General features: G+C 39.0%; 16 protein-coding genes and 1 pseudogene. 7 read left to right on the forward strand and 10 right to left on the reverse strand.

The annotated features are described in order from the left end of the window. Both WYK_RS03645 and WYK_RS03650 read right to left on the reverse strand, forming a co-directional pair. Positions 1–530 (reverse strand): YqcI/YcgG family protein (locus WYK_RS03645; RefSeq protein WP_040373256.1); only part of this gene is annotated, 530 nt, incomplete at its 3' end. 124 nt (positions 531–654) lie between these two features. Then, entirely contained in the window at positions 655–1563 is a 909-nt protein-coding gene (locus WYK_RS03650; RefSeq protein ID WP_081704745.1) for a R2-like ligand-binding oxidase, read from the reverse strand. A 116-nt stretch (positions 1564–1679) separates the two neighbouring features. Here WYK_RS03650 and WYK_RS03655 point away from each other — a divergent pair, with 116 nt between their 5' ends. Then, positions 1680–2360 (forward strand): response regulator transcription factor, encoded by a 681-nt coding sequence (locus tag WYK_RS03655; protein ID WP_040373245.1) that lies wholly within the window; start codon positions 1680–1682, stop codon positions 2358–2360. Positions 2361–2407: 47 nt separating this feature from the next. Here the strand turns inward: WYK_RS03655 and WYK_RS03660 are convergent, their stop codons facing one another. Beyond that, a complete protein-coding gene (locus WYK_RS03660; protein ID WP_040373246.1) occupies positions 2408–3499 on the reverse strand; it encodes a branched-chain amino acid aminotransferase in 1092 nt (363 codons plus the stop codon). A gap of 190 nt (positions 3500–3689) precedes the next feature. Continuing rightward, positions 3690–4538, reverse strand: a complete 849-nt coding sequence (locus WYK_RS03665) for a patatin-like phospholipase family protein (RefSeq protein ID WP_040373247.1) — start codon at positions 4536–4538, stop codon at positions 3690–3692. Positions 4539–4737: 199 nt separating this feature from the next. On the opposite strand from WYK_RS03665, the gene WYK_RS03670 reads away from it, so the two are divergent. Next, positions 4738–5811, forward strand: coding sequence for an AI-2E family transporter (locus WYK_RS03670; RefSeq protein WP_040373248.1), 1074 nt, complete (start codon positions 4738–4740; stop codon positions 5809–5811). 37 nt (positions 5812–5848) lie between these two features. Here the strand turns inward: WYK_RS03670 and fdhD are convergent, their stop codons facing one another. Beyond that, positions 5849–6646 carry a formate dehydrogenase accessory sulfurtransferase FdhD gene (gene fdhD, locus WYK_RS03675; RefSeq protein WP_040373249.1) on the reverse strand — a complete coding sequence of 266 codons (798 nt, stop codon included), beginning with the start codon at positions 6644–6646 and terminating at the stop codon, positions 5849–5851. Further along, entirely contained in the window at positions 6643–7008 is a 366-nt protein-coding gene (locus tag WYK_RS03680; protein ID WP_040373250.1) for a Na-translocating system protein MpsC family protein, read from the reverse strand. Before WYK_RS03680 ends, fdhD begins: the two co-directional genes overlap by 4 nt. A gap of 397 nt (positions 7009–7405) precedes the next feature. Between WYK_RS03680 and fdhF the strand changes: the two are divergent. The 3 genes and pseudogenes from fdhF to WYK_RS03695 all read left to right on the forward strand — a co-directional run bounded on the left by fdhF (position 7406) and on the right by WYK_RS03695 (position 11811). Further along, positions 7406–10358, forward strand: a pseudogene (fdhF, locus tag WYK_RS03685) (formate dehydrogenase subunit alpha). Positions 10359–10364: 6 nt separating this feature from the next. Beyond that, complete coding sequence (locus tag WYK_RS03690; protein ID WP_040373251.1) at positions 10365–10853, forward strand: helical membrane plugin domain-containing protein; 489 nt, start codon at positions 10365–10367, stop codon at positions 10851–10853. 142 nt (positions 10854–10995) lie between these two features. Continuing rightward, the gene (locus WYK_RS03695; protein WP_051387299.1) at positions 10996–11811 is read left to right on the forward strand and encodes a formate/nitrite transporter family protein; all 816 of its coding nucleotides are present in this window, start codon (positions 10996–10998) and stop codon (positions 11809–11811) included. A gap of 43 nt (positions 11812–11854) precedes the next feature. Here the strand turns inward: WYK_RS03695 and WYK_RS03700 are convergent, their stop codons facing one another. Beyond that, positions 11855–12310 (reverse strand): YueI family protein, encoded by a 456-nt coding sequence (locus tag WYK_RS03700; protein ID WP_040373252.1) that lies wholly within the window; start codon positions 12308–12310, stop codon positions 11855–11857. A gap of 281 nt (positions 12311–12591) precedes the next feature. On the opposite strand from WYK_RS03700, the gene WYK_RS25430 reads away from it, so the two are divergent. Next, positions 12592–12894, forward strand: a complete 303-nt coding sequence (locus WYK_RS25430; protein WP_268870032.1) for a L,D-transpeptidase — start codon at positions 12592–12594, stop codon at positions 12892–12894. Continuing rightward, positions 12876–13346 carry a L,D-transpeptidase family protein gene (locus WYK_RS25435; protein ID WP_268870034.1) on the forward strand — a complete coding sequence of 157 codons (471 nt, stop codon included), beginning with the start codon at positions 12876–12878 and terminating at the stop codon, positions 13344–13346. Before WYK_RS25430 ends, WYK_RS25435 begins: the two co-directional genes overlap by 19 nt. A 300-nt stretch (positions 13347–13646) precedes the next feature. On the opposite strand, the gene WYK_RS03710 is transcribed toward WYK_RS25435, so the two are convergent. The 3 genes from WYK_RS03710 to WYK_RS24785 all read right to left on the reverse strand — a co-directional run. After that, complete coding sequence (locus tag WYK_RS03710) at positions 13647–14126, reverse strand: metal-dependent hydrolase (RefSeq protein WP_040373253.1); 480 nt, start codon at positions 14124–14126, stop codon at positions 13647–13649. 27 nt (positions 14127–14153) lie between these two features. Next, positions 14154–14798, reverse strand: a complete 645-nt coding sequence (locus WYK_RS03715; protein WP_040373254.1) for a response regulator — start codon at positions 14796–14798, stop codon at positions 14154–14156. A 15-nt stretch (positions 14799–14813) separates the two neighbouring features. Then, the coding region (locus tag WYK_RS24785; protein ID WP_040373255.1) for a sensor histidine kinase at positions 14814–15308 on the reverse strand (495 nt) is incomplete at its 5' end.

The raw sequence follows: 15308 nt of genomic DNA on the forward strand, positions 1-15308 counted from the left end.
CAAATATTTTTTCGAGGTTGAAAGCCGAGAACAAGACTGTTCCCAAGATCCCGCGTTTTTCTTTGTTTATAAGCGGGTGCGTTACCAAAGATAAATATTGGCTCGCCATCAAAATGGAAGTCCCATAAAAAGTGCTCAGGGTCTTTTGGTTTTTCTTTAGGCCAGTCTTTCGGATCATGTTCGTGCAGGTATTGAAGAATGTCCCAAAAGTTTTTCCGGTAATGTTCAAGATCCCCTTCTACCGGTTCTGGTTCAACAAAAACGAAAAGACCATGACGTATATAGGGTGGTTCATTAAAGAGCTTAAGAAAGCTTTCGACTGCGCTTGGCAGGTTCGAGTAATCATCACGGGTGATATAGGCGTAACGAAGCTCTCCCTTATTTTCCGCTTTCATGCCAAAATAACAGGGAAAGGTTTTGTCCGTTACTGTGTCATGAAAAGTTTGGTACTCTTTGATTACCCACTCGGGAACTATTTCTGGATTAGTCATATCTTCTTTTCGTAAAAGCGTATTTTTCATTGTAAGCATGCGATCTTCTCCTTTTGGTATCATGATAATTTTAGATACCCGTACTTCCAATCTTTGAAACAGACAAAAAAAGGACTCATGGAAGCGAGTCCTTTAATAGTATGATATTAGTAGAGTAATATGCTTATACTTCTACTTCTTCTTGTACCCCGTAATCAGAGATTTCTGATTTGTAAACTTCTTCAATCTTTTTCCCTCTTGCGCGTGAGAGAATCTCCATCCGCAGAGAAAGCTGCCGCATCGTAAAATTCATGCTTGCATCAGGATCCACACCAAAAGGATGTTCTTCACTGTTTTTCGTTCCTTCTTTATTTAGCTGGATCGCATAAGGAGTCAGTTCACCCATCTTTTGAGCCACTAAGTCGTAAATATGTGGATGCTCACAAATTATCCGCTGAATTAAGAAAGTTCCGTAGGCGATATGACGTGACTCATCTCGTTTGATTAGGCTCATTCCTTTAGTCAGCCCAGGCATTAATCCTGACTTTTCAAGCGAATTATGGATACCGAAATAAGCTGTTTCGGCTAGAACGGCTTCGATAAACATATTATAAACCGTTGATGCTTCAGCGATTGCCTCTGGAGATGTGTCTGTCAGAAGTTTTTCCATAGCGGTTGGCAGCATGTCATAAAAAACTTCTTTGAATTTATCAGAATGATGAACAGTTAAATCGCCTGTTTCCCCAATCGTATTTAAGAAAATTCGAAAGAACTCAGTGTGTTTAGCTTCTTCAAACAAAAAGGTTGTGAGGTACATTTCTTCTTCAATCCGTCCCTCTTTAGCAACTGCCATAATGAGCGGCAGGAGATCGAGTGTGACTGCTTCTTCACCACCTTGGAACTGAGAGATAAGTTGAAGAATATTTTCTCGTTGAGGTTCCGTCATTTTTTTCCAATCTTCGATATCTTGGCTGAAATCAATATCACATGGATTCCAAATTCCAAATTTCTTTGCTTTTTGATAAAGTCTGAAGGGCATTGAATCTTCACGTAATCCTAATGTGCTGGTGGTTTGCATTTTTTCATGTACCATATTACTGATCCCCCTTTTGTTTTTTACTACCATAAAATTGTAAGTGCTTACAATTTATTGTACTATTGACTTAGCTTCTAACCAATACCTGAAAATGTAGGGAGGGAAACTGTCGAATGATAGAAGGTCATCTGCAGGATTTTCTTAAAAAAATCCAGATTCAAACGGATATGAAGAAGAAATCTGAATTAATTGTCTGGGGATGCAGCGTTTACTTCCCATTCCAACGTGCATGTATTTTTAGTTATTCACCTTTTTCGTCATCCATTGAAGGGATTTACCTCGTTGAAAAAGAACAGATTTCAACCCTCGAGAGCATGAAAACAGATGTTCATAGTATTCCACCCATTTATCAAGCTGTTACTCAAAACACCCCTTTGTTTATTAACTCACACGAAACCCAAACAGCTTTTCCTGAACAGATTATTCATGAATATAATCTAACTTCTGTGATTGTTATTCCCATTACAATTTTAAATGTTTCAACGGGATTTCTTCTGCTCGACGGATTTAATGGTTCCACAGAATTACTTCATCAGGTCATCAGTCAATTATCAGAGTATGTCACGTTAGCTGCAGCGCCGCCCTTGGTTGTAACAGCAGGAATACTTAGCAAACGAGAATCAGAGGTCTTACAGCATCTTGCGAATGGGTACGACATTAATGGAATAGCAGAACAGCTTTTTATTAGTAAATATACAGTTCGCGATTACTTGAGCTCTGCCGTGCGAAAACTGGGTGTCCGTCACCGGTCTGAAGCGGTTGCTGTTGGTATACGCACCGGTATGATTGTGTAAAGGAACAAAAAAAACCTGCAGACAGCTGCAGGCTTCTTTTGTTCCTTTTAATTTTGTATTACTTTTTGCTCCACCTTTGTAATCCAGTTAAACGGATCATCACTTCTTCCATTTTGGATATCTGTTAAGGTATCATAGAGTTTTTTTGACAGCTCGCCAGTTTCACCATTTTGTACAGATAACTTTTCTCCCTGCCAAAGGAATTCGCCGATTGGTGAAATTACGGCAGCAGTACCCGTACCGAAGGCCTCTTCTAAAGTGCCCGCTTTTTGTGCTTGGTACACTTCATCCATAGATATTTGACGTTCAGAGACGGGAATGTTCCAATGATGAAGTAATTCTATAATGGAATCTCTCGTAACACCCGGAAGGATACTTCCATTAAGGGCAGGTGTGACCACTTCTCCATTAATTTTAAAGAAAACGTTCATACTGCCTACTTCTTCAATATACTTCTTCTCGATTCCATCAAGCCATAAAACTTGGGCATAGCCTTCTTTATCAGAAACTTCTTGGGCTTTTAAACTTGACGCATAATTGCCGCCTGTTTTAGCTTCTCCGGTTCCCCCGTTTACAGCACGAGTAAACGCTTGTTCAACAGCAATTCGAATCGGGTGAATACCTTCTTTATAATAAGAACCGACTGGTGACATAATGATGATGAACTGATATCGGTCTGAAGGTGCTACACCTAGATACGGTTCAGTTGCAATCACAAAAGGACGAATATAAAGAGAAGTCCCTTCTGCATCAGGAATCCAACCCTGGTCAACGCGAATCAATTCTTTCAATGCTTCCAGGACTTTATCTACATCAATAGGCGGAATACATAAACGTTCATTCGATTTATTTAACCGCTGGAAGTTTTTCTCGGGACGAAAAAGGAAAATCTCTTTGTCACTAGTCAAATATGCTTTAAGTCCTTCAAAAACGGATTGGCCATAATGAAAAATCATAGCTGAGGGATCTAGCGTAATCTTTTGATACGGAACGATTCTCGGATCATGCCATCCTTGGCCTGTTATGTAATCCATAATAAACATATGGTCTGTAAAAACCTTGCCAAACTCTAATTTGTCAGCTTGCGGTTTTGTTTTCTTAGTTGTACTTAGCGTGATCTCCATATCGATTTCCTTCATTACTAAAACCCCTTGTTGAATAAATTTAGTAGTGCTTTTAAAACTATAATTTATTTTACTCCTTCTATCCACGATGTTTCAAGTGCTAATCACGAAATTTTCGGAATTTTTTAATCTTTTACCGGAAATATCCAGCGTTATGGAGAAAAGAAACCGACGTCTTCCTAGACGGCGGCTTCTTTTCTCTGTATTACGTCAGAAATTCCATTAATGCCTGATATTGATGACTGGCTTCTTTATAGCCTTGATCATATAATCGGGTAAGTTTAGTTGGATTACGTTCAATTCGACCGACTTCAATTTTCTCTGAAGGCCGGATGACAAATACGTTTCCTTTTTTTTCTTGTTCTTCTATATATGACACCGTCTCATTATAGACTTGATGACGACGGGCAATGGCTCTAAGTAATCCTTGATATGGTGCATATTTACGTTTTAGATACCAGCTAAAGGATTGCGGTCCTTTCATATATCCTTTATTTCGCGTTAAAATGACTACATTCTTTTTATAGTCATCTTTTTCAGCTTTCAAGAGCGGAATAGGGTCTGCAATCCCCCCATCTAATAGACTTAGACCCTGATAAGAGATAATAGGCGCCATTAGCGGCAGCGAGCTAGACGCCCTGATAATTGTTAGTATATCTTGATGATAGGTTGTTTTATCAAAGTAAACGGGTTCACCTGTCATACAATCAGTCGTACCGACAATAAATTCGTCTGAAGCTTGGTTAAAGGTAGTAAAATCAAATGGGACAAGTTCATTGGGCAGCTTGTTAAAGAGAAAATCCATCCCCAACAATTCGCCTTTACGTACCAAGTTTTTCACAGACATATATTCTGGATGACGGATATAATCAATGTTTACGATTTTGTTGCGATCGATTTGTCGTGCAACATAAGACGATCCATTGCATGCACCAGCCGATACGCCGATAACATAGGGAAGGTAGATGTCCTTTTCCATTAAGAATTGAAGTACTCCTCCGGTGAAAACTCCGCGCATCCCGCCGCCTTCTAAAACCAATCCTGTATTTTGCATTCTTTTTTCGCCTCTTTTAATGATAAATAGTAGGAATATATTGTAACATAGATTTTCATTTTATACTGAATTCAGGATTGTAGGGATGAAATCCCTGTATTTCTCCTGCTTTCAGGCTATTTTTTAGAGATAAAGTTTACCATTACGTAGAGAAAGGGAAGTATGAAAGACAAACAACATTTTGTGGAGGGCATGCCAAGTGTGGATACATAAACCGTTTTTTCAATATGCAACAGGAATTATTTTAACCATTTTAATTATCCTTTTATTTGGGAAAATAGATTATTTTCTCTGGCCATTTCAGAAAACAATTGCCACTATTTTCTTTCCCGTCGCAATTACAGGCCTTCTCTATTATATTAGTAGACCGATTGTTAAATTCTTAGGACGATACATGCCGAAGCTGGCAAGTATCATTCTTGTTTTCACAATTGTTTTAAGTTTACTTACACTAGGAAGCTATTTCGCTGGTCCTGTGCTTAGTGATCAGTTGGGTAATTTATCGCAAGAATTTCCAGATAAGATGGATGAATTTACAAAAACGTCAGAAAAAACGCTGAAGGAGCACGATTTTGGATTGCTTCAAAATGAAGATCTACGGCAGAAAGCAGTTGATTCTGGTCAAAAGCTGCTTACAAGTATGAGTGGAAACTTAATGACTGTCTTCTCTACTATAACCAGTATTGCCACTGTTTTAATCATCGTCCCTTTTCTTTTGTTTTACTTTTTAAAAGATGATGACAAGCTTCGTCCTTTTTTGTTGAAATATATTCCTAATGAGGTTGAAGATGAAGGAAACGTGATTTTAAAAGATGTCGACAAGACACTTTCCGCTTACATCATCGGCCAAACAATTATTGCGCTGGCAGATGGAATTATGATGTATATTGGTTATGTCATTATTGGACTTGATTATGCATTGGTTCTAGCACTGTTTGCGATGTGTCTGATTATTGTTCCTTTTTTAGGACCATTTCTTGGGGTCATCCCCGCTCTACTCGTCGGTGTACAACAAGATCCAATTATGGCTGTAAAGGTATTAGTGGTTCTATTGGTGGTTCAGCAACTTGAGGGAAACCTAATTACCCCTAATGTTATGGGAAAAAGATTAAATATTCATCCCGTAACGGTTATACTACTCTTACTTGCGGCCGGAACGTTATACGGCTTTATCGGCATATTAATTGCCATCCCGCTTTACGCAGTTATTAAAACGCTCGTGAAGAACTTCCGCAAATTCTATCGACTGCGGCAGGGACCACATAAAATATAAAAAAAGAGGAAAGCGATTCGCTTTCCTCTTTTTTTGTTCAGTTTGTCTGGATAATCCGCTCTGGACATGTATAAACATTTAAAGATGAATGTCGGACAAACCCAATCGTTGTAATCCCAAGTTCTTCGGCTGCCTGCAGGGCAAGCTCTGTGGGCGCTGACTTTGAAACAACGATTTCACAGCCAATTTTAGCTACTTTTAAAAGAATTTCTGAAGAAATCCGTCCGCTGAATACTAACACTTTGTTACGAATTTCAATGTTATTTTTTAAACAATAGCCGTAAATTTTATCAAGCGCGTTATGACGGCCAATATCCATTCGTGTAATTGTATTTCCATCCAAATCGCATAAGGCTGCATTATGAACGCCGCCAGTTTTTTTAAAGACGTCAGCAGAGCCTTGAAGATTATTCATTAACGTAAAACAATCATCAGGAGTTACTTTAATTGTAATCGCATCCATTTTTTTCGCTGTTAGGGCATCATTCACAAAGACGAATCCCTGTCTGCTCATCCCACAGCAAGAAGTGATGTAGCGCTTGTTCTGGAAATTTTGATAAAAGGGATTAATTTTGGAAATGCTCACATGCACATATCCTTCGTTCTCTTGGACCCAAATATTTTCAATTTCTTCATATCTTTTAATGATTCCTTCTGACGCAAGATACCCAATCACCATATCTTCAATATATTCAGGTGAACAAACCATTGTAACAAATTCCTCACCGTTAATTTTTACGGTTACCGCATATTCCGTTACAATTCGGTCTTCAATCCACTCTCCATTCCCACTTTCAAAATGAAGGACCTTCCGTTTAATCTCTATTGGTTTCATGACTGTCCCTCCTTCGGGCCGCAAATCGGTCGATCAAATACAAAAACAGATACGCCGATATCTTCCTCAATTTTTATATCAGAAAATAAATGGACAAGTTTTGCCTCCATAAGCTCGTTCATGCCCTCAGGCGTCTTATCTTTATAGATATCCTGTATTAAGGTGGTTCTAGCGGCATGAACCATGTTCCGTCCATCTTCCGAACGTGCAATGAATTTTTCAGTTGGTGTTAAATTTCCATAGAGTGTAGAAATCACCATGTTGTCGACAAATACGGTCTGAATTCGTTCAGGCCCTTTCCCGAAGAGATCTTTTCGGAGCTTTCTTATAATATCATTGAATTCATGAACTTTTTTAGACATGTCTGTACCCCTTTTCCCCTGTATACAATAAGTCTACAGTATTATCCTACTAGGTATACGGTCTATTTGTAAAAGGCTTTATCTTAAAATGAGTATTATTTGTTTTACTGAGATAATTCCTAATTATGTGACTTTTTCATTAGTTTAATTGTACTTAAAGGCTTTTTATAATTATTATTGTTTAATCAAGAAACTAGTTGTATAATAACCATTGTTGGTTCCTTGGTAATTCGTGAATTGTCAAGGGTCTATCATGTGAACTTTCTTAAGCTATCTGGATTGGTACTTTAGTAAGATCTGCTAATGAACTATTCCACCATATACAACACTGATGCCCAAAGCGGGTTCTATGTTGTCTATGGTGGTTTTTTATTTTTTATACGAAAGAGGTTTAACGATGGAAACAAACTATGTCACCGTCACGATTAATAATCAGCAGTATTTTGCCGAGGAAGGCAAAACTGTCGTGCAAATCCTTAATGAAAATAAAATTGAACATCCGCAAATTTGCTATGTTCCTGAAGTTGACCCGATCCAAACTTGTGATACGTGTATTGTCTCAATTGATGGGAAACTAGCACGTTCATGCTCAACCGTTGCTAAAGAAGGCATGGTTATTGATCTTCAAGCACCAGCTGCCAAAGAAGCACGTACGGAAGCAATGGACCGTATTCTTGAAAACCATCTACTTTATTGTACCGTTTGTGATAACAACAATGGGAATTGTAAGTTACATAATACGGCTGAAATGATGGAAATTGCACATCAAGAGTATCCTTATACACCTAAGGTAACGCCTGTGGATGTCGATATGACACATCCCTTCTACCGCTATGATGCCAATCAGTGTATTGCCTGTGGTCAGTGTGTAGAGGTATGTCAAAGTCTACAAGTTAACGAGACACTATCAATTGACTGGGAAGCAGAACGTCCACGAGTTATCTGGGATGCAGGTGTTTCCATTAATGAATCTTCATGTGTCGGCTGTGGTCAGTGTGTAACAATCTGTCCATGTAATGCCCTAATGGAAAAATCAATGCTCGGTGAAGCAGGATTTATGACAGGTCTTGAGGAAGATATTCTTACTCCAATGATCGACTTAATCAAAACAGTTGAACCAGATTACACAACGATTTTTGCTGTTTCTGAAGTTGAAGCGGCTATGCGTGAAGAACGGACGAAGAAAACGAAAACAGTATGTACCTTCTGTGGTGTAGGCTGTTCATTCGAAGTATGGACGAAGGATCGTAAAATATTGAAGGTTCAACCTTCGCATGACGCACCTGTTAATGCCATCTCTACTTGTGTAAAAGGTAAGTTCGGCTGGGATTTCGTCAATTCAAAAGAACGTTTAACTACACCATTAATCCGTAAGAACGGCGAATTTGTCGAAGCTTCATGGGACGAAGCATTAGATCTTGTTGCGAGCAAATTGGGTTCTATTAAGCAAGAATACGGAAAAGGTTCAGTCGGCTTTATTTCATCTTCCAAGATTACGAATGAAGAAAACTATGTGATTCAAAAAATGGCACGTCAAGTATTCGAAACCAATGATGTTGACAACTGCTCACGCTACTGTCAAGCACCAGCTACAGACGGTTTGTTCCGTACAGTCGGAATGGGCGGAGATGCTGGAACGATTAAAGATATTGCAAAAGCTGGATTAGTAATCATCGTCGGTGCAAACCCTGCAGAAGGACATCCAGTTCTTGCTACACGGGTAAAACGTGCGCATAAACTTCATGGCCAAAAATTAATCGTGTCAGATCTACGTAAAAACGAAATGGCTGAACGATCTGATCTCTTTGTTCGTCCAAAACAAGGTACAGACCAAGTATGGTTAATGGCTGTTACGAAATACATGATTGATCAAGGCTGGCATGATGCAGACTTCATTACAGAAAACGTTAATTTCTTTGAAGATTATTCGAAGAGCCTTGAAAAATATACATTAGAATATGCAGAAAAAGTTACCGGCATTTCCCAAGCTACCATCATTAACATTGCAGAAATGGTCCGTGATGCGGATGGTACATGTATCCTTTGGGGGATGGGCGTAACACAAAATACAGGTGGTTCAGATACATCTGCTGCTATTTCAAACTTATTATTAGCAACTGGAAACTACCGTCGTCCAGGAGCAGGTGCTTATCCGCTTCGTGGTCACAATAACGTTCAAGGTGCTTGTGATATGGGAAGTCTTCCAGGCTGGTTACCAGGATACCAACATATTACAGATGATGCAGCTCGTGCTAAGTTCGAAAAAGCGTATGGTGTAACGATTGATAGCAAACCAGGTTTAGACAATATTCAAATGCTTAAATCGATTGATGAAGGCAAGATGAAAGCTATGTTCTTAGCTGGTGAAGATATGGCACTCGTTGATTCTAACGCGAACCATGTACATGATGTCTTATCTAAACTTGATTTCTTCGTTGTACAAGATATCTTCTTATCAAGAACAGCTCAATACGCAGATGTAGTTTTACCTGCAGCTCCATCACTAGAAAAAGATGGAACGTTTACGAATACGGAACGTCGTGTTCAACGGTTATATCAAGTACTGCCAACATTGGGTGATTCAAAACCTGACTGGTGGATTGTTCAAGAAATTGCTAATCGCTTAGGTGCTGGCTGGAATTACTCACATCCAAGTGATATCTATGATGAAATGGCAAGCCTCTCTCCTCTCTTCAGCGGCGCAAATTACGACGTACTTGAAGGATGGAACAGTTTCTTATGGGGCAGCAATGAAGGGGTTAGCACACCACTGTTATATGTGGATGGCTTTAACTTCCCTGATAAGAAAGCTCGCTTCGCTATTGCAGATTGGGTATTACCTGCTCAATTTGAAGATCAATACGATCTTTATATTAACAATGGCCGGATGCTGGAACATTTCCATGAAGGAAATATGACGAATAAATCAGAGGGTATTCAAAGAAAAGTTCCTGAAATTTTTGTGGAAGTTTCTCCTGAATTAGCTGACGAACGTGGAATTAGTACTGGTTCAGTTATCCGTTTAGTTTCACCTTATGGAGCGCTTAAATTACCGGTATTAGTAACCGATCGCGTGAGTGGAAACGAACTATTCTTACCGATGAATTCAACGAAAAAGGATTCAGCAATTAACTTCTTAACAGGTCCAGCAGTAGACCATCGTACGCATACGCCTGCATATAAGCAGACGAAGGTCCGGATGGAAGTTATCCAATCAAAAAGGCGGAGAATCTCCACTTCCTGCTAACAATCCGCGTAATAAAAAACGTAACCCGCAAAATGGTGTTGAAGTTCAACGCAAATGGGCACGTGAAGGTTATGTTGAACTAACAAATTATCAAGAGGTGTAATTTACTATGGCAGAACCGATTTCGTTTATTAGAAAAAATATTCCTACTGAAGAAGAAATTCATCAGCAAAAGCTTGATGAATTAAAAACACTGCTTACAGACAATGAAGATTCCCTAAATAAAATAATGGGTATTGTCGGTGAACTCAACTCAATGGGTGTTCTTGAAGCTGCTGAAAAAATGATTCTAGCAAAAGAAGAAATTACTAAAATAGCATTAGGTCAAGTCACACGTGAACCTGTAACCAATCTGATGAACACAGTTATGGGGGCAACCGGTGCTTTAATGGCTGCTGATCCTGAAAAAACAACCACTCTTGTTAAAAGTACAGTGGCTGGAATTGAATCAGGCAGTGATTTCTTAAAAACGGATAAACAAATTCGTATCCGCGATTTAATGAAAGTAATGAAAGATCCTGACATTAATCGTTCATTAGGATTTGGCATCCACTTTTTAAAAGGAATGGGCCAAGAATTAAAAAATCAAGACAAATAAAGTAACAGATTACTAATTTGGATTCGGGGTTCAGTTTGTCCCCCGGTCCTTTTCTTTGGGTAATAATTATCAGTTTAGGGTAATCCCTTTTCTTGCGAAGGGTTTATATAAATATTTTTGATCATACTTAGGAGGCAACACAATGGGATTTCAAAGCCCGCAGCAAATATCACAAATTGCTGCCGATAATGGCGTAAAAAAAGCATCTTTTTCACTAACCGCTATGCTAATTTTAGGATTTTTAGGAGGAGCCTTTATTTCTATTGGTTACCTGCTCTCAATTCGCATCACTGCTGGCCTTCCTCCAGAATGGGCAACACTTGGTAATTTAATCGGAGGAGCCGTCTTTCCAATCGGACTCATATTAGTTGTTATAGCAGGCGGCGAATTAGTTACAGGAAACATGATGACAGTCGCTATGGGATTTTTCACAAAAAGAGTTACACTTTCTAAATTAATGTCTAACTGGATCATCATTACTGTAGCTAACTTCGTTGGTGCCTTATTTGTTGCGTATGTGTTTGGCCATTTAGTTGGTTTAACTGAGACAGAACCATATTTGCATAAGACAATTGCAACTGCACAAGGTAAAGTTGATGCAAGCTTTATCCAAGTGTTATTATCTGGAATTGGTTGTAACTGGCTAGTCGGCTTAGCAATTTGGATGGGGTATAGCGCTGAAGATATTTCTGGAAAAATTATTGGAATCTGGTTCCCGATCATGGCCTTTGTTGCCATCGGATTCCAGCACGTTGTAGCCAACATGTTTGTTATTCCTGCGGCGATCTTTGCTGGCAGCGGCATAAGCTGGGGAGATTATTTCGCTAACTTTGTTCCTGTATTTATCGGGAATGTGATTGGCGGAGCGATATTCGTTTCTGCAGCTTATTGGGCTTCATATCTAAAAAATGCTCCGTTAAGCCAAGGAGCAACTAATCAAAAGAAAAAAGCAAGCTAAACAAAACGACCCGAATCATGAATTCGGGTCGTTTTTTTAAACGCTAATTTTGGCTCTTCCCTTTTACCCAATGCATCATTTTATAGATAAATGAACGCTTTTTTGGCTTTTCTGCTGGTTTTTCAACAATCGGTCTGGTGAGTGCTATATCTTCTAGATCTATTGCATCTTCTACCGCAAGAACTAAACCAATCTCTGTTTCCGCTTCTTTATTCATAACAAGTTTGTAGGGAATTTTATTTTCTACCGCTGCATCAACATATTTTTTTAAATACTCATAATCAATATCCGCATTCAGCAGCAAGGTAGATTCATTATATGTTTTCATTCGTTTGATCAGTTCACGATAGATGGTCTTCTCTCGTACCTGTCCCTGTGTCAATACGGCTACGACGCGCTCTCTAAAGGTTCCTAGGTATTTTTTGCGTTCTGCTGGTTTAAGCTCCTTGGCACCGAAAATTCCCTGTTGTAAAATATCGTCTACATTTTTGTTACTCATAAGGCCCTCCCTTTGTTTCCAGGTTATGCTTATATTGTATCCTGTTTCCGCCCATTTTGTGCACTCATAATAGCGTTGTAAAAAATACGTCGGAATTTCTGGGTTTATTTATGAAGCATTTTACCATGTTTTGGATATATACTATTTTTATAGGCATTTTGAATAGGTTCAATCTGGGGGGAGAAAAACATTGTGAACCGCTTATTATGGATAAAAAGGTTATCATCTTAGATACGTATCATAAGATAAATAGACATATTTTTATTAAAGGACGGGGATCAATGAAGAAATTAGTTATATTGTCTATTGTCTCTATTTTATCCTGCTTTCTATTGTTTGGGGGAAAAACAACAGAAGCCGCTTCTGGGAAAAAACAATTAATTATCATCAACAAGTCTACTAATCAACTAGCCTTCTATGAAAATAATCAGCTGCAACGTTCTTTTTCAGTCGGTACCGGACGTCAGGCATCATACACTCCAGAGGGTACATTTAAAATTGTAAAAAAATCGTCAATCGTCCCTATTATAAGGGAAAGATTAAAGGCGGAGATCCAAGAAATCCATTGGGTAAAAGATGGTTAGGTATTAACGCTAGACAAACAAAGGGCGATACCTATGCAATCCATGGAAACAGCAATCCCTCATCTATTGGGAAATATGTAAGTTCTGGCTGTATTAGAATGTATAATGACGATGTAGTATGGCTTTATAGTAAAGTAAATTACAATACATCAGTTATTATCACTACATCTTCGAAGACGTTTACCGCGATTGCCGCCTCTAAAGGCTACCAGGTAAAGGGAAATCCTGCAAGCAAAGCTGTTAGTATTGGCGGGGTATTAAAGAAAGGCAGCTCAGGTCCGCAAGTTGTTACATTACAAAAGAAATTAGAAAAACTAGGCTATCACGTCAATGGGATTGATGGGTTCTTTGGTCCAGGAACTGAAAAGGCCGTAAAGAGCTTTCAAAAAGCTAAGAAATTGAAAGCGGATGGAATTGTAGGCGGTGCGACTAAAAAAGCCTTAGGACTATGACCGGTAAAACCCCTGCCCAAGATTGGGCAGGGGTTTGTTTTTTCCTCTCTTGGTATTTCATCCCTTCCCAATGTGTTTTATGGTATAATTTGAAGGAATGCTTGTAAGCTATTGCCATTATCTTTGTTAACAGGAGGTTTTCTCTATGGATGACGTTTTAGTTCTCTCCATTAAAATTCTATTAATTGTAGGATTCATTGCTGTGTTTTCCATTCTTGGATTTATTAGAGGCGAAGAATAAACGAATCAGGTACATATAAGAAAGGCTGCATGTCTACAGAGACATGCAGCCTTTCTTTATTAAAGATAATGAATTAATACATCTTTTGAATAATACAAAACAAGTAAACTCAACAGCGCCATGACAACTGCTTCCCCTTTATCACCTGTTCGTATCGTTAAGGGGAAACGTATCGTCAGCTTCAACGGATATAGGAGCTTAATCCCGTTTTTAGTAGCCGCATCTAAAAGTAAATGGCTTACCATTCCGATGAGGATCCCCACACGTATTCCTTCATTAGTTGTTAAGAAAGCAACTAACATATTCATCAAGATTAAGAACAATAAACTATGCGTAATGGTTCGATGTCCGAAGAGCTTATTGATTAGTTTAGATAAGCCTTTAAATCTACGGCCGATTTTACTGCCGCTATGGCAAATGTCCGGCAGTAAAGCTCCAATCGCTCCTGCTGAAATAAATAAAAGCGGGTCATATGTATTCATATGTATAAGGATAATGGTCCCGGCAACGCCGCCCATTAGATGTGTTTTTCCAGTCATTTATGTGTGCCTCTCTTAGGTGTCTTCTTAGTTAGTTGTTTGATCTAAACCGTTCCGGACAGCATATAGTGCAGCTTGTGTGCGGTCCTGAAGACAGAGTTTTGAAAGAATATTAGATATATGTGTTTTTACGGTCTTTTCTGTAATAAAAAGTGCAGCTGCTATCTCCTTATTACTTTTACCTAAGGTAATTTCCTTAAGTACTTCTTTTTCACGTTTTGTTAATTCTTGAATAGGCGAATGTTCTTTTTGTCCTTGCAGGTATGTTAATAGACTGGATGTGACTTTAGGGTCAAGTTGTTTCTCCCCTTGATAGAGAGAGCGTATTGCGGTGACAAGCTGATCCGGGTCACTGTCCTTGAATTGATAGCCTGATGCTCCTGCTTCGAGAGCTGGAATCACATGATCCTTATCTGAGAAGCTTGTCAAAATCATAATCTTTGCCTCTGGATTTTCCGCAAGAATCGCTTTCGTTGCTTCAATGCCATCAAGGATAGGCATTGATAAGTCCATAAGGATAATATCAGGATTTAATGTTTTCGCCAGCTCGATCGCGATTAACCCATTTTCAGCTTCACCAATTATTTCTAAATCTTTGTGTGTACCCAAGAACAGAACAAGACCTTTTCGAACAATATGATGGTCATCTGCAAGTATGAGTCGTATTTTCACGTCTATGCCCTCTTCCTAGAAGGGAATCATTACATTAATGCTTGTACCCTTCCCTAGTGAACTAGTTAAAGTGAACTCCCCTCCTGCTTCATCTGTTCGTTCACGCAGGCTTTGAAGTCCAAGTGTTGGAAAAACAGCAGATGGATTATAGGAAAACCCTTCACCAGGGTCAGTAATCGTCATTTCCACCCTCTTGCTGCTTAGTTGGATAAATAGATGTACGCTGGTTTGTCCAGAATGCTTTTTACAATTATTAAAGGCCTCTTGGCCAATTCGCCAAAGCGTTTCTTCAATATGTGCCGGGAGTACAGATACCCCAGTCAGGCTGGTGGTGACTTCTAACCCAAGTGTCTTTCCGTATGCAGTTAACGCACTAACAATCCCATTTTCTAAGCCTTCAGGTCGCAGCTGCCAGATTAATGCTTTCATTTCAGCCTGTGCCTGAGATGTGATTTTTTGAATGTTCAGCAGTATGTCTCTTTGTTTTGAACAATCATTCTCTGTCTCTCC

This window comes from Peribacillus psychrosaccharolyticus ATCC 23296, from assembly GCF_000305495.1.
GTDB lineage: Bacteria > Bacillota > Bacilli > Bacillales > DSM-1321 > Peribacillus > Peribacillus psychrosaccharolyticus.

Bases quoted from the DNA above. Each gene is read 5' to 3' on its own strand.
- WYK_RS03690 (WP_040373251.1), top strand. From the start codon at position 10,365: ATGGCAGAACCGATTTCGTTTATTAGAAAAAATATTCCTACTGAAGAA.
- WYK_RS03695 (WP_051387299.1), top strand. From the start codon at position 10,996: ATGGGATTTCAAAGCCCGCAGCAAATATCACAAATTGCTGCCGATAAT.
- WYK_RS03650 (WP_081704745.1), bottom strand. From the start codon at position 1,563: ATGGTACATGAAAAAATGCAAACCACCAGCACATTAGGATTACGTGAA.
- WYK_RS03665 (WP_040373247.1), bottom strand. From the start codon at position 4,538: ATGCAAAATACAGGATTGGTTTTAGAAGGCGGCGGGATGCGCGGAGTT.
- fdhD (WP_040373249.1), bottom strand. From the start codon at position 6,646: ATGAAACCAATAGAGATTAAACGGAAGGTCCTTCATTTTGAAAGTGGG.
- WYK_RS03655 (WP_040373245.1), top strand. From the start codon at position 1,680: ATGATAGAAGGTCATCTGCAGGATTTTCTTAAAAAAATCCAGATTCAA.
- WYK_RS03680 (WP_040373250.1), bottom strand. From the start codon at position 7,008: ATGTCTAAAAAAGTTCATGAATTCAATGATATTATAAGAAAGCTCCGA.
- WYK_RS03700 (WP_040373252.1), bottom strand. From the start codon at position 12,310: ATGAGTAACAAAAATGTAGACGATATTTTACAACAGGGAATTTTCGGT.
- WYK_RS03660 (WP_040373246.1), bottom strand. From the start codon at position 3,499: ATGAAGGAAATCGATATGGAGATCACGCTAAGTACAACTAAGAAAACA.
- WYK_RS25430 (WP_268870032.1), top strand. From the start codon at position 12,592: ATGAAGAAATTAGTTATATTGTCTATTGTCTCTATTTTATCCTGCTTT.
- WYK_RS03710 (WP_040373253.1), bottom strand. From the start codon at position 14,126: ATGACTGGAAAAACACATCTAATGGGCGGCGTTGCCGGGACCATTATC.